The 19,935-nt window shown below is 65.1% G+C and carries 14 protein-coding genes; 9 read left to right on the top strand and 5 right to left on the bottom strand.

Annotation, left to right across the window (positions count from 1 at the left end):
• Positions 1-7: 7 nt before the first annotated feature.
• Positions 8-2,524: a penicillin acylase family protein gene (locus ACLV8F_RS06150; protein ID WP_411883357.1), complete on the top strand. Its 2,517-nt coding sequence runs from the start codon at positions 8-10 to the stop codon at positions 2,522-2,524.
• Positions 2,525-2,533: 9 nt separating this feature from the next.
• On the opposite strand, the gene ACLV8F_RS06145 is transcribed toward ACLV8F_RS06150, so the two are convergent.
• Positions 2,534-4,708 carry a catalase gene (locus tag ACLV8F_RS06145; protein ID WP_411883356.1) on the bottom strand — a complete coding sequence of 725 codons (2,175 nt, stop codon included), beginning with the start codon at positions 4,706-4,708 and terminating at the stop codon, positions 2,534-2,536.
• Positions 4,709-4,814: 106 nt separating this feature from the next.
• Positions 4,815-5,084 carry a hypothetical protein gene (locus ACLV8F_RS06140; protein ID WP_411883355.1) on the bottom strand — a complete coding sequence of 90 codons (270 nt, stop codon included), beginning with the start codon at positions 5,082-5,084 and terminating at the stop codon, positions 4,815-4,817.
• A 357-nt stretch (positions 5,085-5,441) separates the two neighbouring features.
• Here ACLV8F_RS06140 and ACLV8F_RS06135 point away from each other — a divergent pair, with 357 nt between their 5' ends.
• Genes ACLV8F_RS06135 through ACLV8F_RS06125 form a run of 3 tightly spaced genes read left to right on the top strand, consistent with a single transcriptional unit; the run spans position 5,442 to position 6,499 of the window.
• Positions 5,442-5,870, top strand: coding sequence for a response regulator transcription factor (locus tag ACLV8F_RS06135; protein WP_411883399.1), 429 nt, complete (start codon positions 5,442-5,444; stop codon positions 5,868-5,870).
• A gap of 25 nt (positions 5,871-5,895) precedes the next feature.
• Positions 5,896-6,270 (top strand): hypothetical protein, encoded by a 375-nt coding sequence (locus tag ACLV8F_RS06130; protein ID WP_411883354.1) that lies wholly within the window; start codon positions 5,896-5,898, stop codon positions 6,268-6,270.
• 19 nt (positions 6,271-6,289) lie between these two features.
• Positions 6,290-6,499, top strand: coding sequence for a hypothetical protein (locus ACLV8F_RS06125; protein ID WP_411883353.1), 210 nt, complete (start codon positions 6,290-6,292; stop codon positions 6,497-6,499).
• A gap of 29 nt (positions 6,500-6,528) precedes the next feature.
• On the opposite strand, the gene ACLV8F_RS06120 is transcribed toward ACLV8F_RS06125, so the two are convergent.
• Both ACLV8F_RS06120 and ACLV8F_RS06115 read right to left on the bottom strand, forming a co-directional pair.
• Positions 6,529-7,479 carry a hypothetical protein gene (locus tag ACLV8F_RS06120; RefSeq protein ID WP_411883352.1) on the bottom strand — a complete coding sequence of 317 codons (951 nt, stop codon included), beginning with the start codon at positions 7,477-7,479 and terminating at the stop codon, positions 6,529-6,531.
• Positions 7,480-7,566: 87 nt separating this feature from the next.
• Positions 7,567-8,295, bottom strand: coding sequence for a hypothetical protein (locus ACLV8F_RS06115; RefSeq protein WP_411883351.1), 729 nt, complete (start codon positions 8,293-8,295; stop codon positions 7,567-7,569).
• A gap of 292 nt (positions 8,296-8,587) precedes the next feature.
• Here ACLV8F_RS06115 and ACLV8F_RS06110 point away from each other — a divergent pair, with 292 nt between their 5' ends.
• The 3 genes from ACLV8F_RS06110 to ACLV8F_RS06100 all read left to right on the top strand — a co-directional run bounded on the left by ACLV8F_RS06110 (position 8,588) and on the right by ACLV8F_RS06100 (position 17,412).
• A complete protein-coding gene (locus tag ACLV8F_RS06110; RefSeq protein ID WP_411883350.1) occupies positions 8,588-14,623 on the top strand; it encodes a HAMP domain-containing protein in 6,036 nt (2,011 codons plus the stop codon).
• A gap of 32 nt (positions 14,624-14,655) precedes the next feature.
• The gene (locus ACLV8F_RS06105; RefSeq protein ID WP_411883349.1) at positions 14,656-16,782 is read left to right on the top strand and encodes a response regulator; all 2,127 of its coding nucleotides are present in this window, start codon (positions 14,656-14,658) and stop codon (positions 16,780-16,782) included.
• 375 nt (positions 16,783-17,157) lie between these two features.
• Positions 17,158-17,412, top strand: coding sequence for a hypothetical protein (locus ACLV8F_RS06100; RefSeq protein WP_411883348.1), 255 nt, complete (start codon positions 17,158-17,160; stop codon positions 17,410-17,412).
• Between the two features lie 22 nt (positions 17,413-17,434).
• Here ACLV8F_RS06100 and ACLV8F_RS06095 read toward each other — a convergent pair whose 3' ends face one another.
• On the bottom strand, positions 17,435-18,370 hold the full coding sequence (locus ACLV8F_RS06095; protein WP_411883347.1) for a LysR substrate-binding domain-containing protein: 936 nt from the start codon (positions 18,368-18,370) through the stop codon (positions 17,435-17,437).
• 132 nt (positions 18,371-18,502) lie between these two features.
• Between ACLV8F_RS06095 and ACLV8F_RS06090 the strand changes: the two genes are divergently transcribed.
• Together ACLV8F_RS06090 and ACLV8F_RS06085 are read left to right on the top strand one after the other, a co-directional pair.
• The gene (locus ACLV8F_RS06090; RefSeq protein ID WP_411883346.1) at positions 18,503-19,087 is read left to right on the top strand and encodes an NADPH-dependent FMN reductase; all 585 of its coding nucleotides are present in this window, start codon (positions 18,503-18,505) and stop codon (positions 19,085-19,087) included.
• On the top strand, positions 19,084-19,935 hold the full coding sequence (locus tag ACLV8F_RS06085) for a pirin family protein (RefSeq protein WP_411883345.1): 852 nt from the start codon (positions 19,084-19,086) through the stop codon (positions 19,933-19,935). The genes ACLV8F_RS06090 and ACLV8F_RS06085 overlap by 4 nt, the downstream gene beginning before the upstream one ends.

Raw genomic sequence — 19,935 nt, 5'->3', positions numbered from 1 at the left:
CGTGATCTTGATCTGGTTCAAACGGATTTTGCTGGCTTTGGCCGTGTTGCTGCTGATTGCCGCAGCGGCGGCCGGCGTCTATATCTACCGTGCCAGCCCGGCGCTGGACGGCGAACTGCAGGCCGCGGGCCTGCTCGCGCCCGTCACCGTGGCGCGCGACCCGGCCGACGTCACCCACATCAAGGCCCAGTCGCCGCGCGACGCCTGGTTTGCCCTCGGCTACGTCCATGCGCAGGAGCGCGGCTGGCAGCTCGAATTCAACCGGCGTGTCATGCACGGCGAACTCTCCGAGGTGTTCGGCCCCGCCACGCTGGAGACCGACAAGCTGCTGCGCACCCTGGGCGTGGTGCGCGCCGCCGAGCGCCAATGGCAAACCCTGCCCGCCGAAGGACGCGACGCCATGCAGGCCTACAGCGACGGCATCAAGGCCTTTTATGCGGCTTCCCCGCAAGCGCTGCCGCCCGAGTTCCTCATCGTGGGCGCCAGGCCCGGCGGCGCTTCCGGTGTGGCCTGGTCGCCCGTCGACAGCCTGGCCTGGTCGCTGATGATGGCGCTGGACCTGGGCGGCAACTGGGGCACGGAGTTCGCGCGCCTGTCCGCGGCTCGCGTGCTCAAGACCGGCGAACTCTGGCAACTGTTCCCGCCATACCCCGGCGAGCAGCCGGCCTCGAATGTCGATTTCGCGAAGCTCTACGCCGGACTCGGCGTGTACCGCACGGACCTTCCCGGCGCACCCGCCAAGGTCTCCGGCAACAACGCCTCTCCCACAGCCGTCGCCATGGCCGAAGGCATCAACGACTGGGCCGCATCGCTGGGCCAGGTTGACGGCAAGGGCTCCAACAACTGGGTGGTCGCGGGCGCGCACAGCGCCAGCGGCAAGCCCTTGCTGGCCAACGACCCGCACCTCGGGCTCTCGGCCCCGGCCATCTGGTACTTCGCGCGCCTGCAGGCGCCGGCGGGGCAGGGCGGCGGCGCCGGGCTCGACGTCATAGGCGCAACCTTGCCGGGCCTGCCCTTTGTCGTCATGGGCCGCACCGCGAAGGCGGCCTGGGGCTTTACCAACACCGCTCCCGACGTGCAGGACCTGTACCTGGAGCAGATCAACCCCGCCAACCCGCGCCAATACCGGGTGCCGTCGGCCGGCGCTTCCAGGGCCGAGGCCTGGGCCGATTTCGACAACCGCCTGGAAATCATCCGGGTCAAGGGCCAGCCGGATTTTGTGCTGGACGTGCGCGAAAGCCGCCACGGCCCCGTGCTCAGCGACGTGCAGAAATCGCACGGCGAACTCATGGACACGCGCAAGTACGTGATCGCGCTGCGCTGGAGCGCACTCGACGCCGACAACCAGACCGTGCTGGCCGGGCTGCGCGCCAACCGGGCCCAGTCCGCCGATGAAATGGTCGCCGCCTTCGCCGCCTACCACTCGCCCATGCAAAACGTCGTCATGGCCGACGTGGCCGGCGGCGTGGCCTTCAAGGCCGTCGGCAAGGTGCCGCTGCGCAAGCCCGGCAACGACATCCGCGGCATTGCGCCGTCGCCGGGGTGGGAAGAGCGCTACGACTGGGAAGGCTGGCTGCCTTACACGCAAATCCCGGAAGCCAACCGCGCCGCCATCGAGGCCAAAGGCTGGTGGTCCACCGCCAACCAGCGCATCACGCCGCCAACTTATCCCTTCTTCATGGGCCAGGACTGGACCGTGCCCTACCGCTACGACCGCATCGAGCAGTTGCTGGCGGCCACGCCCAAACACGACGTCGCATCCATGCAGAAAATCCAGGCCGACCAGCTGTCGCCCGCGACGGTGAAGCTGCTGCCCTTCCTGCAAAAAACACTGGCGCAGCCGGTGAGCCATCCGCTGGCCGATGCCGTGCGCAAAAGCATGGCCGGCTTTGACGGCACCATGCGCGCCGACCAGGCCGCGCCGCTGGTGTTCGCCGCCTGGGCGGACGAACTCACGCGCGGCATCGTAGGCGGCAAGCTCGGCGAGGCGGTGTTCAGGCCGCTCTACGGCAAGCGCCATTTCAGGGCCACGCTGGAAGACGTGCTGGAACGCCAGGACGGTAACTGGTGCGGCGCGGCCGGCTGCGAGGCGCAATCCGCCGCGGCGCTGGTGCGCGCGCTGGACCGCCTGCAGGCGACCTACGGTGCCGACGTGGGCGCTTGGGCCTGGGGCAAGGCGCACATGGCGCTGTCGGCGCACAAGCCTTTCGGCAATGTGTCCTGGCTGGCGCCGTGGTTCGACGTGCGTGTGCCCACCGGCGGTGACACCTTCACCATCAACGTGGGCCAGTACTGGGCCACCGGCGATGCCACGCCCTTTGCCAACCGGCAGGCGGCATCGCTGCGCGCGGTGTACGACATGGCGGACCCGGAAAACTCCCGCTTTATCTACCAGACAGGGCAAAGCGGCCTGGTGTTCTCAGGCCGCTACCGCGACATGCGGGACAACTGGGCGGCCGTGCAATACCGGCCCCTGCAGATGAACCCGCCGGCCTTCGCGCACCAGCTCACGCTGCGCCCGTAAAGAGGCGTTTTACGCCGGGATGGCGTCGACGTTCAGCCGGTCCCAGTGGCGGTGCAGGGCGATGGCGGCGAGGAAGTCTTGCGACACCTGTCCGTCCGTCACCTTGCGCGCATCGGCAATCAGCACGCCGGGCGTGGGCACGCCGACCTGTTCCAGGTCTTTGCCCAGGCTGAAGCCCAGGGTGGCCAGCAGCTGCGCGCCGTCGTTCAGCGCGCAAATGGTCTTGCAATGCTTGTAGGCCTCCAGCACAAAGTGCACCGCGTCGCCCATGCCGCCCAACGTGGCGGCGCTTTCGCTGCCGCCGGGGATCAGCACCGCGTCGAACATCACCGAGGGCGCGTTGGTGAAGGTATGGTCCACCGCCAGTTGCCGGCCCGATGAGGTGCTGACGGTGCCCAGGTGCGGCGCAACGAGCTTGCACTGCGCGCCGGCGTCGATGAGGTCCTGCTGCAGGCGCTTGAGTGCGGCCGCTTCGACGCCGTCGGCCACCAGGATGGCCACCTTGCGTGTCCTGGCGCTGCCGCCGGGGCGGCCCACCATGCGCAGGGCCGGGTCTTCTTCCACCTTGCTGGTGATGCGGTAATCGCGAAAGCCCAGCCTGCCTGCCGCGGCCTTGGGGTCGGGCGGCTTGATGCCCAGCGGCGCGGCCACGCGCGCGGCCAGCTTCAGGTCCACGTGGGCCAGGTTGTCCACCATGCGCTGGCGGATGTCCGGCACTTCCACCTTGGACAACTCAAAGCGGAAGGCCGCGACGATGTGGTCTTTTTCCGGCACGCTCTGGCTGTTCCAGAACAGCGACGCCTGGGAAAAATGGTCGTCAAAGGAAGGGCTGCGGCGCCGGATTTTCGGCGGCTCCAGCTGCTCGGGATAGGACTGGAAGCCGTGCGCGCCGCCGTCCACCCTGAACTCGGTCCCGTTGCCCAGCGTGTTGGGCTCGTAGGCGACGCGGCCTTTGGCGATGGCCTGGCGATGCATGCCGTCGCGCTGGAAGTTGTGCATGGGGCAAACGGCCTTGTTGATCGGGATTTCATGGAAGTTGGCGCCGCCCAGGCGCGACAGCTGCGTGTCGGTGTACGAAAAAAGCCGGCCCTGCAGCAGCGGGTCGTTGGAGAAATCAATGCCCGGCACCAGGTGCCCGGGGTGGAAGGCCACCTGCTCGGTCTCGGCGAAGAAGTTGTCCGGGTTGCGGTTGAGCACCATCTTGCCGATGAGCTGCACCGGCACCTGCTCCTCGGGAATCAGCTTGGTCGGGTCCAGGATGTCAAAGCCCAGTTCATCCTCCTTGCCCTCGTCGACGATCTGCACGCCCAGTTCCCATTCGGGGAAGTTGCCGCTTTCAATCGCCTCCCACAGGTCGCGCCTGTGGAAGTCGGCGTCCTTGCCGGCGATCTTCTGCGCCTCGTCCCAGGCCAGGCCGTGGATGCCCAGTTTGGGTTTCCAGTGGAACTTCACAAAAAAGGACTCGCCGCGCGCATTGATGAAACGAAAGGCGTGGACGCCGAAACCCTCCATCATTCGGTAGCTGCGCGGCACGGCGCGGTCCGACATGGCCCACATCAGCATGTGGGTGGACTCGGGCATCAGCGAGGCGAAGTCCCAGAAGGTGTCGTGCGCACTCGCCGCCTGCGGCATTTCATTGTGGGGTTCGGGCTTGACCGCGTGGATCAGGTCCGGGAATTTGATCGCATCCTGGATGAAGAACACCGGGATGTTGTTGCCGACCAGGTCGTAATTGCCTTCGGCGGTGTAGAACTTCACGGCAAATCCGCGCACGTCGCGCACCGTGTCGGCCGAACCGCGCGAGCCGGCCACGGTGGAAAAGCGCACAAACACCGGCGTCTCCACATCCGGGTCCTGCAAAAAACCGGCGCTGGTGTACTGCACCATGGACTTGTAAGGCTTGAAATAGCCGTGCGCACCCGCGCCCCGGGCGTGCACCGCGCGCTCCGGAATGCGCTCGTGGTCGAAATGCGTGATCTTTTCGCGGAGGATGAAGTCCTCCAGCAGCGTCGGGCCGCGCACACCCGCCTTCAGCGAGTTGTGGTTGTCCGGGATCTGCAGGCCCTGGTTCGTCGTCAGCACCGGGCCGGGGCCCGCGGTAAAGCTCTCCAGCTGCGTCTTCTTGTCTTTGGCGCCGTCCGTGTTCCGGTTGGGGCTGGCCGTGGTGCGCTTGGAGGTCGGCATGAAAAATCCTTGTGTAGAAAAAGAGATCCGCTTGAGGCCAGGGGGCTGCAAGCGGAGATGGAGCGTGGGGGTAAAACGTCAGCGCGGCGCGGCGCTGCGGGGCCATTCAGTTGTCGAGCAGCCCTTCCAGCACCTTGACGGAGGCCAGCAGGCCCAGCGCGGCGACCGTGCCGGCCAGGCACCAGGCCATGAATTCCTGCAGGACAACGGCGATGGGGTCCGGCAATGCCATGGACACGAGGAACAGGCCCGCCGCGCAGACCAGCACCGTTAAAAACACATGCAAAAGGTCAAGGTCACGGGCGCTGGCATTAACTCTCCAGGCGGTCAGCATTCCCGCGGCCATGCTGGTCAAAAGTGCGGCCATCAGTTTCATGGTGTTTCCCCGGTGTCCTGTGCTTGGGTGGGTTGGTCGGTGATCGTCAAAGGGTAGAAGAGACGATAGGGGCCGTCCACCTTGCGGGCAGTAGCCGTACGCCTGCGCGCTACGTAAGGGCTTTCTCCTCTTCGCGTAAGACACCGCTTACCGCTGCGGCGTCATTGCACCAAACGCAACACCGGCGTGCGCGACGGTAACAAAATGATGTCGTTGCCCGTGGCTGGCGTTCTCCTACACGGGCTTGCTGGCCCTTCCGTCACAAGGCACCGCGGGCATCATTTAGATTGAACGCATGACGAAAGACAACACCGACTCATTTCAAACTCCTGCACCGCGGATTGGCAATTCCCGATGATCAAAATGCGAACCTACGTCGTTGAAGACAACCTGACAATCCGCGACAACCTGATCAGCACGCTGGAAGAACTGGCGCCGGTTGAGGCCGTCGGCAGCGCCGAGACGGAAGCGGAGAGCGCCCAATGGTTGACGCACCATCCGGCCCAATGGGACCTGGCCATCGTTGACCTGTTTCTCAAAAAAGGCAGCGGGCTTGGCGTTCTGGAGGCCTGCCGCCAGCGCAAGCCGCGCCAGAAAATCGTGGTGTTCAGCAACTACGCCACCCACGAGATGCGCACCCGCTGCGCTGAGCTGGGCGTCGACGCCGTCTTTGACAAATCCACCGAAATCGATTGCCTGCTGGCGTATTGCGTCACCCAGAGCCGCAAGCTCGAGACGGCCGCGGGCAGCGCGGCCAATGACGATTCCATGCGCCAGCCGGCCTGAAAAATCAACCCCGAGGATCACCACCATGAACATGTCCACGCTTCCGTCGGCCGCCGCCGCCGCAACCGACTCGCCGCCTATCGATTTCACGCCGCGGCCGCTGACGGCCGACGTGTTCCAGTCCGCCGAAGAGGCGGTGCTGGCAGAAGGGCAGGCGGATGCCTTTGCGGATGTATTGCCACCTGCAGCGGCGGCAGTTGATACCGCGCGCCAGGCGGGTCGCCGGGCGTCTTTATTGATGAATGGCGTGCGGTCGCATGTCGCGGCCAAACCTTGCCAGTCGGCCTTGCTGGCGGCCGCGGCAGGCGCGCTGGCGGCGATCGTGCTCAGGTCGCAGCTGCGCGGCCGTTTCCCGACGCAGCAATCACAAACGCTACGGGGTCTACGCCTCTGGCGCTGATTGAAACAAGGAATTTCCCATGCAGCTTCACGTTCCCGTTCCCCAGCCGAGTCCCGGTGCGCCCGGCATCTACGTTCCCAACGAGGTTCCGCCGCTGATTGTCCCGCCCGGGCCCGGCACACCGCCCGAGGTCACTGATCCGCCGCCGCCCGAACCCACACTGCCGATTCGTGAGCCAAGCACCAACACGCCGCCGCAAGCGGTGTCGGCCAGGACTTCCGACTTCTAAAATTGATGGATGGTCACGGCGGTATCCGCTCAGGATGCCTGCTGGCGCTGGTATTCGGCGCGCTTCATGACCAGGTAGCTTTCCTTGTCCACCTCATGAAGCTGGCGCGCGTACTGTTCGGTCGCATCAAACCAGTGCTGCAGGCGCGCTTCCAGTTGCTGCGCCGGCGGCTTGTCCATTGACGCCAGGTAAGCCTCAATGGCCAGGTAGTAGCGCATGGTGTTGCGCTCCACCGTTCCGCGCATGCCGTCGACGTAATCGGTGCTTGAACCGCGCTGCACCCGCGTGAAACCGACCTTGCCGCTGCCGGCCGTGGCCAGGTAGCCTTGCATGGCCAGGCGGCTCGCAACGCTGTAGCCGTAGGAATAACTCAGGTGCATAAAGGTCTTGCCGCCCGGAAGCGGCACGGCGCGCAATTCGATGCGGTAGTTGTTGGTGCCCAGCGGGCCTTTGTCCGACCTCAGGTTTGCCGCGAGGTAGTCGGCCGAACTGGCGGCCAGCTGGTACTTGAACTGCAACGCGAAAGCATCCCCCAGTTCCTGCTCCGTCTTTTTCCCGACGTGCATGGTCAGTGTGCTGGGGCTCTCGTTGCCGCTTGCGCGGCAGTACTTGGTATTGAGGTGCAGGATCAGCATCTCGCACCAGCGGTTCGGACTTTTGAAGGCCTCGCTGACGGTGGCAAAGGGTGAATTCAGCACGGCGTAGGCACTGCCGGTCACCGCGTTGGCGCCGTCGGTGGACTCCAGGTACAGCGGCCTGCGGTAAGCATTCTGCGCAAGCTGCCCTGCCAGCGCCGCGTGTTTTTCCAGCAGCGCCGTCGCACCGGATTCCGCATTCGCGGCGGTGGCCTGCTGTGTTTGCGCGGTGGCCGGCCACGGACTTGCGCAGAGGGCCAGGCCGCATATCAAGACCAAGCGTTGAAGACGATAAAAAGAACTCATCGCCCCAGTGTGCCAGCGGCCGGCGGGTGTTTGTTTCATATGCTCCCTCGTCCTACATGCAGTCGCCGCAAGCGTGAAGAAGCCGGCATGAAGAGGCAAGCGTGGAGGGCACGGAGGCCGGGCTGCTCAGGCCTGCGCGGTCTCCGCCAGCGCGGAAGCGTCCGCGACGGCGGTGGCTTCGAATTGCAAGGTCAGCCGGTTGGCCGCGCGCACCAGCTGCACGGATTCCTGCGCGGCAAGGGCCTGCACGTCGCGCCACTCCAGCGGGCGATAGGGCAGCTTCTCGGGCGCCTGCGCCTGTGCGGGAGCGTCGGGCAGCTCCAACTCGATATGCAGGGACAGCAGGCCTTGCGCGAATTGCGCCTCCAGCAGCACGGTGGCGGGCGTGGCGGCTTCATCGGTCAATGCGATCAGCGCTGCGGTCAGCACATTGCGAAGCGCCGATTGCGGCAGCTGCGCATCGATGGGGCCGGTGTTGTCGGCCACGGAGAATCCCCTGAACGAGAGCTGCGTCACCACCATGCCCAGGCATTCCGCGATGCCCGCATCGGCCTTGACCGGCTTGTTGTCCTTGGGGGCGAGCCAGCCGATCAAATCCACGCAGGATGCGGCCGCCTCCTTGGACAGCGCCACGATGTCGCGCGCGTTTTTGAGCAGCGCCTCCGGGTCCGCATCCGCCTTTTGCAAACGCCTTTCCAGCATAGCGGCCACCATGGCAATCGGCTGCAGGGTTCCCGCCATGTTGTGGCGTATCACCGGGGCCAGGCGCCGCAGCAGCGCGTAATGTGCCGCTTCCGCTTCGCACCTTTGCGAATCGGGGTTCTGGTTTTCGGTGCCGCTGGATGAAACGCTCATGGTGTTGGTGCTGTTGGAAGATTCATAAAACTGCGGGCTTGGCCGCAGGGCCCCACGCCATGGCTCGAACACTTTTGCCGCGGTATTTTGAAGGCGTAACTACAAAATATACCGTTCTTGCAAGGGAATTTATGTAAGCCAAAACCTACAGTTTTCGCGCTGTGACGGGCGCGCCGCACATTGGCGTTTTCATTGGGGAAATAGTGCGTGAATTGGTTGTCATTCTGAATGTTCGAGGGTAATCTCGGCAGCCGTTTCTACAAAAAGTTACCTTCAATACAGGATGCATGACATGGAGGCTTTAGCCAAACTGTCGGTGATGGAGCGCGACACCGAACTCAAGTCGATTCTCAAATCCTTGAGCGCGCTCAGGCGGGGTGAGCCCGGGGTGACATTGCCCACGGAGTGGGAAGGCGTCCATGGCAAGATCGCCGCCGAATTCAACCAGCTGTCGGCCGCCGCCGCGGCGACGCACAACCGCTGCAAGGGCCTGGCGTCCAAGTCGCGCACGTCGGCCCGTGCCAACCGGCGCCTGCCCGAAGAAAAGCTGTCGGGCTTCTGGCTCGAAAACGCCGTGACCATCAACACCGTGCTCGATGAAGCCGACGCGGCGGCCGAACATACCAAGGTGGTGCTGGCCGCCTTGACCGACCTCAAGAAAGGCGACGTGCGCGCCTCGCTGCCGCAGGACTGGACCGGCGTGCCCGGCAAGGTCGCCGATGCCTTCAACGACGTGGTCTCCGAAAACGTGCGCATGGCGCGCGAACTTGAACGCCTGAGCCGCGTGGTCGGCAAGGAAGGCCGGCTCAAGGAGCGTGCCTTCGTGCCCGACGCCACCGGTTTCTGGCGCGACTCCGCCGAGTGCATCAACTCGCTGATCGCCGACCTGGTCCACCCGACCAGCGAAGTGGCGCGCGTGATCGGCGCCGTGGCCCAGGGCGATTTGTCCAAGAGCATGGCGCTGGAAGCCGAAGGCAAGGCGCTGGAAGGCGAGTTCCTGCGCACGGCCATGATCATCAACAAAATGGTTGAGCAACTGGGCACCTTCTCGGCTGAAGTGACGCGCGTCGCGCGCGAGGTGGGCACCGAAGGCAAGCTGGGCGGCCAGGCCGACGTGCAGGGCGTGGCAGGAACCTGGAAGGACTTGACCGACTCGGTCAACTCCATGGGCTCCAACCTCACGGCGCAGGTGCGAAACATTGCCGAGGTGACGACGGCCGTGGCGGCCGGCGACCTGTCCAAAAAGATCACGGTGGACGTGAAGGGCGAAATCCTGGAGCTCAAGAACACCATCAACACCATGGTGGACCAGCTGCGGTCCTTTGCGTCTGAAGTGACGCGCGTCGCGCGCGAGGTGGGCACCGAAGGAAAACTGGGCGGCCAGGCCGACGTGCAGGGCGTGGCGGGAACCTGGAAGGACTTGACCGACAACGTGAACTTCATGGCCGGCAATTTGACGTCCCAGGTGCGCAACATCGCCGACGTGACCAAGGCCGTGGCGGCCGGTGACCTCTCCAAGAAGATCACGGTGGACGTGAAGGGCGAGATTCTCGAACTCAAGAACACCATCAACACCATGGTGGACCAGCTTTCTTCCTTTGCCTCCGAAGTGACCCGGGTGGCGCGTGAAGTGGGCACCGAAGGCAAGCTGGGTGGCCAGGCCGACGTGCAGGGCGTGGCCGGCACCTGGAAGGACTTGACCGACTCGGTCAACTCCATGGGCTCCAACCTGACCGGCCAGGTGCGCAACATCGCCGAGGTGACGACGGCTGTGGCCGCTGGCGACCTCTCCAAAAAGATCACGGTGGACGTGAAGGGCGAGATTCTTGAACTCAAGAACACCATCAACACCATGGTGGACCAGCTTTCCTCGTTTGCCTCCGAAGTGACGCGGGTGGCGCGCGAGGTGGGCACCGAAGGCAAACTGGGCGGCCAGGCCGACGTGCAGGGCGTGGCCGGCACCTGGAAGGACTTGACCGACTCGGTCAACTCCATGGGCTCCAACCTGACCGGCCAGGTGCGCAACATCGCCGAGGTGACCAAGGCCGTGGCGGCCGGTGACCTCTCCAAGAAGATCACGGTGGACGTGAAGGGTGAAATCCTGGAACTCAAGGCCACCATCAACACCATGGTGGACCAGCTCCGCTCCTTTGCATCTGAAGTGACGCGGGTGGCGCGCGAGGTGGGCACCGAAGGCAAGCTGGGCGGCCAGGCCGACGTGCAGGGCGTTGCCGGCACCTGGAAGGACTTGACCGACTCGGTCAATTCCATGGGTTCCAACCTGACGGCGCAGGTGCGAAACATCGCAGAGGTGACGACGGCCGTGGCGGCCGGTGACTTGTCGAAAAAGATCACGGTGGACGTGAAGGGCGAGATTCTTGAACTGAAAAACACCATCAACACCATGGTGGACCAGCTCCGCTCCTTCGCCTCCGAAGTGACGCGCGTGGCACGCGAAGTGGGTACCGAAGGCAAGCTGGGCGGCCAGGCCGACGTGCAGGGCGTTGCCGGAACCTGGAAAGACTTGACCGACTCGGTCAATTCCATGGGCTCCAATTTGACGGCGCAGGTGCGCAACATCGCCGAGGTGACGACGGCCGTGGCGGCTGGTGACTTGTCCAAGAAGATTACGGTGGACGTGAAGGGCGAAATCCTGGAACTCAAGAACACCATCAACACCATGGTGGACCAGCTGCGGTCCTTTGCGTCTGAAGTGACGCGCGTGGCACGCGAAGTGGGTACCGAAGGAAAACTGGGCGGCCAGGCCGACGTGCAGGGCGTGGCCGGCACCTGGAAAGACTTGACCGACAACGTGAACTTCATGGCCGGTAACCTGACGTCCCAGGTGCGAAACATCGCCGACGTGACCAAGGCCGTGGCGGCCGGTGACCTGTCCAAAAAGATCACGGTGGACGTGAAGGGCGAGATTCTCGAACTCAAGAACACCATCAACACCATGGTGGACCAGTTGCGCTCCTTCGCGTCTGAAGTGACGCGGGTGGCGCGCGAGGTGGGCACCGAAGGAAAATTGGGCGGCCAGGCCGACGTGCAGGGCGTTGCCGGCACCTGGAAGGATTTGACCGACAACGTGAACTTCATGGCCGGCAATTTGACCAGCCAGGTGCGCGGCATTGCGCGCGTGGTGACGGCCGTGGCCAACGGCGACCTGGAGCGCAAGCTGACCGTGGAGGCCAAGGGCGAAATCGCCGCGCTGGCCGACACCATCAACGGCATGACCGACACGCTGGCCACCTTCGCCGACCAGGTGACCTCGGTGGCGCGTGAAGTGGGTGTCGAAGGCAAGCTGGGCGGCCAGGCCAAGGTGCCGGGCGCCGCCGGCACCTGGAAAGGCCTGACGGAAAACGTCAACCAGCTGGCCGCCAACCTGACGACCCAGGTGCGCGCCATTGCCGAGGTGGCGACGGCCGTGACGCAGGGCGACTTGACGCGTTCCATCACGGTGGAAGCGCTGGGCGAGGTGGCGGCGCTGAAAGACACGATCAATGAAATGATCCGCAACCTCAAGGACACGACCCAGGTCAACACCGAGCAGGATTGGCTCAAGACCAACCTGGCCAAGTTCAGCCGCATGCTGCAGGGCCAGAAAGACCTGGTGGCTGTGGGCCACCTGATCCTGTCGGAACTCGCCCCGGTGGTGGGCGCCCAGCAGGCCGAGTTTTACGTCCTGAGCTACACCCAGGAAAGGCCGCGCCTGCGCCTCATGGCCAGTTATGCCTCGGACGGGCAGGGCGCTTACGGCAAGGAAATCGACCTGGGCCAGGGCCTGATAGGCCAGTGCGCTTTCGACAAGCAGAAGATCCTGCTGACCTCTTCGCTGCCGCAGGGCCTGAAGATTTCGTCGGGCCTCACCGAAGTGGCGCCCATGGACATCCTGGTGCTGCCCATCATCTTTGAAGGCCAGGTGCGGGGCGTGGTCGAGCTTGCCTCGGTCGAGCGTTTCAACCCGACGCACCAGGCCTTCCTGGACCAGCTCACGGAAAGTATCGGCATCGTGATCAACACGATCGAAGCCAATATGCGCACCGAAGACCTGCTGACGCAGTCGCAGTCCCTGGCGCAGGAACTGCAAAGCCGCCAGCAGGAACTGCAGCAGACCAATGAGGAACTGCAGGAAAAAGCCCACCTGCTGGTCCAGCAGAACGACGAGGTGGAGCGCAAGAACCAGGAGGTCGAGCAGGCCCGCCAGGCACTCGAAGAAAAGGCCAAGCAGCTTTCGCTGACCTCCAAGTACAAGTCGGAGTTCCTGGCCAATATGTCGCACGAGCTGCGCACGCCGCTCAACAGCCTGCTGATCCTCTCCGACCAGCTGTGCAAGAACTCCGAAGGCAACCTGACCGGCAAGCAGGTGGAATTTTCCAAGACCATCCATTCGTCCGGCAACGACTTGCTGATGCTGATCAACGACATCCTGGACCTGTCCAAGATCGAATCCGGCACGGTGGTGGTGGACGTCAACGAGCTGCGCCTGTCCGACCTGCAGCTGTATGTCGAGCGCACCTTCCGCCACGTCGCCGAAGCCAAGAGCGTGGACTTCCTGATCACCACCGGGCTGCAGTTGCCGGTTTCCATGGTGACCGACGTCAAGCGCCTGCAGCAGATCCTCAAGAACCTGCTGTCCAACGCCTTCAAGTTCACGCACCAGGGCCACGTCGCGCTGGCCATTGAAGAAGCCTTCACCGGCTGGAGCCCGGACAACGACGAACTCAACCGCGCCCAGCAGGTGCTGGCGTTTTCCGTCACCGACACCGGCATCGGCATTTCCGCCGACAAGCAGCAAATCATTTTTGAGGCCTTCCAGCAGGCCGACGGCTCTACCTCCCGCAAGTACGGCGGCACCGGCCTGGGCCTGGCCATCAGCCGCGAACTCTCGCGCCTGCTGGGCGGCGAGATCCGCCTGTCCAGCGCGCCGGGCGAGGGCAGCAGTTTTGTGCTCTACCTGCCGCTGACCTACTCTTCACCGCGCGGCGCGCGCAAGCCCGGCGGCAGCGCCGGGGAGCAGCGCATCGAGCCGGGCGCGCCCCTCAGCCGGTTGGGTTTCCAGAAGCTGGAAGTCGCCTTTGACGATTCCGCCTCGCACCTGGACACCCAGGCTTCGGCCGATGAAGCCGCGGACGACCGGCACAGCATACAGCCGGGTGACTTCGTGTTGCTGATCGTGGAAAACGACCTGGCCTTCGCCAGCTTTCTGCTCGACGCCGCGCGGGCCAAGGGCTTCAAGGGCCTGGTGACCTCGCTGGGCGCCCGCGCGCTGACGCTGGCGGCCGAATACAAGCCCTCGGCCATCACGCTGGACATGCACCTGCCCGACATGGAGGGCTGGCGCGTGCTGGACCGCATCAAGCAGGACGCCAGCGTGCGCCACATCCCGGTCTGCGTCATCTCCACCGACGACTCCAAGGAGCGCGCCTACCGCTCGGGCGCCATGGCCTTTATCGAAAAACCGATCCCGTCCAAGGAAGTGCTGGACGAGATGCTGGAGCAGTTGCACCGCTATGTCTCGCGCATGGTGCGTTACGTGCTGGTCGCCCTGAAGGATGAGGGCTTGCGCGGCGAAGTCACCGGCCTGCTGCAGCACAGCCATGTGCAGTGCGTGGCCGTGGCCTCGCTGGCGGACGTCAAACCCGGCGACTTCGCGCGCTTTGAATGCGCCGTCACCGACGACCAGGCCCTGGGCGACGGCTTCGAGCAGATGCGCGATGCCCTGGCGGCGCGCCCGGCCTTCGGGCCGTTGCCGATAGTGGTCTGGCGTGAAGGCCCCATCGACGCACGGCGCCAGCCTGCCTGGCAGTCGCGCGACGGCTTCCTGTTCCGCGAAGCCCGGTCCGTCCCGCGCGTGCTGGACCTGGCCATGCACGCCCTGCACCTGAGCGAGGCGCGCATGACGGAGAAACAGCGCGGCACCTTGCGCGCCCTGCACGACGCCAACAAGTCGCTGGCGGGCAAAAGGGTGCTGATCGTCGACGACGACATGCGCAACATCTTCGCGCTGGCCACCGTGCTGGAAGAAGAGGGCATGGACATCGTCTGGGCCGACAACGGCCACGACGCCATCGCCAAGGTCGCCGCCGACCCGCAGCTCAGCGTGGTGCTGATGGACATCATGATGCCGGTGATGGACGGCCTGGTCACCATGCAGGAGATCCGCAAGCTGCCGGCCGGCAAGAGCCTGCCCATGATCGCCGTCACGGCCAAGGCCATGAAAGGCGACCGCGAGAAATGCATAGAGGCCGGCGCCTGGGATTACCTGTCCAAACCGGTCAACACGGAAAACCTGCTGGCCGTGCTGCGTGCCTGGTTGCCACGGTGAGTGCCGTCCTCATGCCGCAAGCGCCGGCAAATGTGCCAGATCCTGAACAGGTCAACATCCTGATCGTCGACGACCTGCCCGAAAAGCACGTCGTCATGGGCAGCATCCTCGAAGAGCTCGGGCAGAACCTGGTCAGCGCCCGTTCGGGCCGCGAAGCCCTTCGCCTGATTCTGCAGATGGAGTTCGCCGTCATCCTGCTGGACGTCAACATGCCCGACATCGACGGGCTGGAGACGGCCAGCATGATCCGGCAATACAAGAAGACGGCGCAGACGCCCATCGTCTTCATCACGGCCTACGTGGACGAAGACCAGGCCGCCAAGGGCTATGCCCTGGGCGCGGTGGACTACATCTCGTCCCCCGTCGTGCCCGGCGTGCTGCGCTCCAAGGTCAAGGTGTTTGTCGACCTGCACCGCATGAACCGGCAACTGCAGCAGCAGGCCGTCGAGCGCGAGGCGCTGGCGCGCTCCGAGACGGCGCGCACCGCGGCCGAGGACGCCACGCGGCGCGCCGCCTACCTGTCGGAAGCCAGCCAGCGCCTGTCCATGTCCCTGAACATCGACGCCACCGCGCACGCGCTGGCGGACATCGCGGTGCCGGGCCTGGGCACCATGGGCGCCGTCGCCCTGCTGGACGGCCACGGCGAGCTGCACTGCCGCTGCCTCAAGATTGCCGGCGGCATGGAGCCGGCCGTGGACCCCATCGTGCTGGAATGCCACCGCGAACTCAGCCCGGCCATGGCGGCCATGGTCCGCAGCACCATGCTGGCGCGCAAGATGGCGTTTGTGCCTTCGATCGAAATCTGCGCGGCGCCCGCAGGCGCTCCCGCATCGACCGCCTGGCCCGAGCTGCCGGCCGACCACGAAGAGATGGCCGTCTGCCCGCTGGTCGCCGGCGAGCAGATGCTGGGCGCGCTCATCCTGTTCGGCCAGGCCGGCGGCTTCGCGCAGTCCGACGCCGCGCTGCTCAGCGAGGTGGTGGGCCGCGCCTCCATCGCCATGGAAAATGCCAGGCTCTACAGCCTGGTGCAGGAAGCCGACCGCCGCAAGAACGAGTTTCTCGCGATGCTGGCGCACGAGCTGCGCAACCCGCTCGCGCCCATACGCAACGCGGTGCACATCATCCACGGCGCCAAGGTCGCCGACCCGACGGTGGTATGGGCGCGCGACGTGATCGCGCGCCAGGTCGACCACATGTCCCGGATGGTCGACGACCTGCTGGACGTTTCGCGCATCGTGCGCGGCAAGGTCATGGTCCACATGGCGCCCTTGCTGCTGTCGACCCTGTGCGAGCGCGCCGTCGAGGCCAGCAGCCCCTTGTTGGAAGCCCGCCAGCAGCAGCTCACGGTCGACCTGCCGGCCGAGCCGGTGATTTTGCAGGGCGACCTGGTGCGCCTGTCGCAGGTGCTCTCCAACCTGCTGAACAACGCCTCCAAGTTCACCGACCTGCAGGGAAAGATCACGCTGAGCGCATCGCTGCAAGGCGAGGGCGTGCGCATCGCCGTGTCCGACAGCGGGCAGGGCATAGAGGCGGAATTCCTGCCGCACATCTTCGACCTGTTCGCCCAGGGCGACCAGGCGCTGGACCGCGCGCAGGGCGGCCTGGGCATAGGCCTCACGCTGGTCAAACACCTGGTGGAACTGCACCAGGGCCAGGTCGAGGCCTACAGCGAAGGGCGGGGCAAGGGCAGCCGCATCTCCCTGTATTTCCCGGCCAGCCTTTCCGCCCAGGGCACGGAGCTTCCCGCCGCGGACGAGCCGAAAGCAGCCAGGCCGGCGCAGGCGGCCTCCCGCAAGATCCTCGTGGTCGATGACCTGCAAGCCTCGGCGGAGACGCTGCAGGTTTTGCTCGAGCTTGAAGGCTATGTCGTCAGCATCGCGCATGACGGCGCGGCCGCCCTGGCGGTCGCCCAGGAATTCAGGCCCGACGTCGTCATCCTCGACATCGGCCTGCCCGGCATGGACGGCTTTGAAGTGGCCCGCCAGTTGCGCAGCCGTGCTGAATCCAAAGATGCGGTGCTGATCGCCCTGACGGGATATGGGGAAGCGGAGAGCCGGCTGAAGTCGCAGCGGGCGGGGTTTGACCATCACGTGGTCAAGCCGGCTGACATCGACTTCCTGCTGTCTATCGTTAGCCAGCCGCCGGCGGAAGGGCGTTAGCCGGGTCTTGCGCCGGCCTTGCGCGGCTGTGGCCCTTGCGGAGGGCTGCTGGCCGGGCCACTCCCGGCCAGCGCTGCACACCGCCGAGGTCATGGGTGCTTTATCTGTCATGAGCAACCGGCCTGTGACGGCGTACTGGTTCGCCCATCGTGTGAGGTGGCGGACCTGGAGGACGATTGAGTTCCTCGAGAGCCTGTGCCTCTCGGGTGACGCCTGCCAGGTGGCGGATGACGGCGAACGCCAGTGCCTGGAACCGTCGCCGTAATGGCGCGTAATGGTTTTTCGGCAAGCGTGCTCCTACAGTAGTTTTCCCTGAATCAAGAATTCGCCGATTCAGCGGACTTTTACTGTTTCCCAAACCAGATGGAGAACGACATGACTGCTGTAACCGTCAATATTGTGGGTGGAACCCAGGCGCAAAACACGACCGCCGCAACCGTGGGCGCAGTCCGGTGGGGTGCCAACGGCACCGCGAACTTCGGCCAGTCGCAGAATGTGGCGGAAGGGATATGCGACCTTGTCGTCTACAAGACCACCCTTCCAAACCAGATTTCCATCAAGGTGGACGTGTACGGCAATGTCGCGGTGATCAACATCACGGTGAACAACGACACCATCTCGGTGAACTAGGGGTTGACGCCGGCGCACCAGCTCAGGCGCGCTGAGCCCGGAATATCTCCGGCAAGGTCTCCTCCTCGCTGAGCTTGTCCATCACCAGCGCGATAAACGCCGACACCGCCAACGGCAGCTGCCGCCGGCTCGGGTAAAGCACGCTCAGGCCGTGGCCGCTGCGCTGGTACTGCGGCAGCACGGGCACCAGCCGGCCGGCCAGGACATCAATCCGCGCCATGGCGGGCGGCAGCAGCGCGATGCCCAGGCCGGCCAGCGTGGCCTTGCGCACGGACTGCGCGGTGTTGCCGCTGAAGCGGCCCGTGACCTGCACTTCTTCCTGCACGCCATCGGGCCCGGCCAGGCGCCAGGTGTTGTGGCCGCTGGGGTGGGCGGTGGTCACACAGTCGTGGTGGGCTAGGTCTTGCAGCGTCGCGGGCGCGCCGCGCGCGGCGATATAGGCCGGGCTGGCCACCATGCCGTCGCTGCGCAGGCCCAGCAGCTGGCGGCCCACATAACCCGAGTCGGAGTCGCGCAAAGGCCCACCGCGAAAGGCCACGTCGATCCGCTCGGCGATCAAATCGGCCTTGGCGTCGCTCAGCACAAAGTCCAGCCGCACGCGCGGGTGCGCGGCCAGGAAGTCGGCTATCCATTCCATCGGGAAAAAATCAAAAAAATCCGCCGTCGCTGCCACACGCACCAGGCCGCTGGGCTCCTGGCTGCCCGTCATCAATTCCTGGCCGGCCTCGGCCAGCCCGTCGACCGCGCCCGCGCAGCGCTCATGAAAAGCCTGGCCGGCGCTGGTCAAGGTGAGCTTGCGCGTCGAGCGCTGCATCAGCCGCGTGCCCAGCTGCGTCTCCAGTTGCTGCACGCGCCGGCTCACGGTGTTGGACGGCAGGCCCAGGCGCCGCGCCGCTTCGGCAAAGCTGCCGCTGCGCACCACCTGCACAAACAGGGCGACGTCGTTGAGGTCCAGCATGGTGATTCCTTTGATTTATGGATGAGTGCAATCATATTATCCCATCTAGTCAGGCAATGCGCGCGGCCCTAATCTTCTGTACACCGGCATCCGGCCCCAACTTTCTCTCTCCTCTTTCTTCAGGAACACCTCATGAGCGCACCCGTCCCCCGCATCGGCATCATCATCGGCTCCACCCGCGAAGGCCGCTTCGGCGACAAGCCCGCGAACTGGATACACGGCATCGCCCAGCAGCGCAGCGACCTGGCCTTTGAACTGATAGACCTGCGCGACCACCCGATGCCGTTCTTTGCCGAAGCCATGTCGCCCGCCTGGGCGCCCGTCAAGAACGAAGCCGCGCAGCGCTGGGCCGCCAAACTCGCCACGCTGGACGGCCTGATCGTCGTCACGCCCGAATACAACCACGGCCCCAGCGCCGTGCTGAAAAACGCCTTCGACTACGCCTACAAGGAATTCATCCGCAAGCCCATCGGCTTTGTCGGCTACGGCGGCGTGGGCGCCGCGCGTGCCGTCGAGCAACTGCGTCTGGTCGCCACCGAAATGCAGATGGCGCCCGTGCGCAACGCGGTGCACATCGGCATGGTCGAGTTCATGGGCATCTGGAAGCAGGGCAAGACCTTTGAAGACTTCCCGCACCTGGCCCAGGCCGCCACCGGCCTGCTCGACGACATGGCCTGGTGGGCGAGGGCGCTCAAGACCGCGAGGGAGGCCGCATGAGCACGAACGTCATCACCGAAGCCCGCGCCATCGTGCACCGCACACGCGGCAGCGCCCATGGGCCCATCACCCGCCTCGTCAGCCCCGGCGACCTGGGCGAGTTTTTGAAGCCCTTTGTCTTCCTGGACTTTTTCAGCTTCACGCCCGCGGCCGGCCACAAGGGCTTTGGCATGCACCCGCACTCGGGCATCGCCACGCTGACCTTCATGATAGAAGGCGACGTGGGCTATGAAGACACCACAGGCAAGAAGGGCGTGCTGCCCGCCGGCGGCGTCGAATGGATGCGCGCCGGCAACGGCGTCTGGCACACGGGCGCGCCCGTCAGCGGCTCACCCGTGCAGGGCTTCCAGCTCTGGGTCGCCTTGCCCGCGTCTGAAGAAAACGCGCCCGCCCAAAGCATTTACCTTTCACCAGAACAAGTGCCGCAAGAAGGCCCGGCCCACGTGCTGCTGGGCCGCTACGGCGCGGCGCAAAGCGCGATTCCCGCACCGTCCGACATGAACTACCTGGCCGTCAAGCTCAAGGACGGCGAACACTGGCGCTACACACCACCCGAAGGCCACACGGTGGGCTGGGTTGCGGTCAATGCGGGACGGCTTGGGGTAGGCGATGAAGCCGGTGGGCCGATTGCCACAGGTGAACTCGCAGTCTTCGAGGAATCCGGCGAAGCGATGGAGTTCACCGCGCACGGCGACACGGCCTTTGTGCTGGGCTCGGCCGTCAAGCACCCGCATGAGTTGGTGATGGGCTATTACTCGGTGCACACCAGCCGCGCTGCGCTGGCGCAGGGGGAGGCGGAGATCCAGCGGATCGGGATGCGGCTGAAGGGTGAGGGTCGCTTGGGGTAG

Source organism: Polaromonas sp. YR568 (genome assembly GCF_943369675.1).
GTDB lineage: Bacteria > Pseudomonadota > Gammaproteobacteria > Burkholderiales > Burkholderiaceae_C > Polaromonas.
The sequence above is the reverse complement of the archived record's forward strand: the minus strand, read 5'-3'. Positions and strand labels throughout refer to the sequence as shown.

Coding starts and splice junctions, on each gene's coding strand:
- ACLV8F_RS06090 (WP_411883346.1), top strand. CDS start 18,503: ATGAGCGCACCCGTCCCCCGCATCGGCATCATCATCGGCTCCACCCGC.
- ACLV8F_RS06130 (WP_411883354.1), top strand. CDS start 5,896: ATGAACATGTCCACGCTTCCGTCGGCCGCCGCCGCCGCAACCGACTCG.
- ACLV8F_RS06145 (WP_411883356.1), bottom strand. CDS start 4,708: ATGCCGACCTCCAAGCGCACCACGGCCAGCCCCAACCGGAACACGGAC.
- ACLV8F_RS06115 (WP_411883351.1), bottom strand. CDS start 8,295: ATGAGCGTTTCATCCAGCGGCACCGAAAACCAGAACCCCGATTCGCAA.
- ACLV8F_RS06110 (WP_411883350.1), top strand. CDS start 8,588: ATGGAGGCTTTAGCCAAACTGTCGGTGATGGAGCGCGACACCGAACTC.
- ACLV8F_RS06085 (WP_411883345.1), top strand. CDS start 19,084: ATGAGCACGAACGTCATCACCGAAGCCCGCGCCATCGTGCACCGCACA.
- ACLV8F_RS06120 (WP_411883352.1), bottom strand. CDS start 7,479: ATGAAACAAACACCCGCCGGCCGCTGGCACACTGGGGCGATGAGTTCT.
- ACLV8F_RS06125 (WP_411883353.1), top strand. CDS start 6,290: ATGCAGCTTCACGTTCCCGTTCCCCAGCCGAGTCCCGGTGCGCCCGGC.
- ACLV8F_RS06100 (WP_411883348.1), top strand. CDS start 17,158: ATGACTGCTGTAACCGTCAATATTGTGGGTGGAACCCAGGCGCAAAAC.
- ACLV8F_RS06140 (WP_411883355.1), bottom strand. CDS start 5,084: ATGAAACTGATGGCCGCACTTTTGACCAGCATGGCCGCGGGAATGCTG.
- ACLV8F_RS06095 (WP_411883347.1), bottom strand. CDS start 18,370: ATGCTGGACCTCAACGACGTCGCCCTGTTTGTGCAGGTGGTGCGCAGC.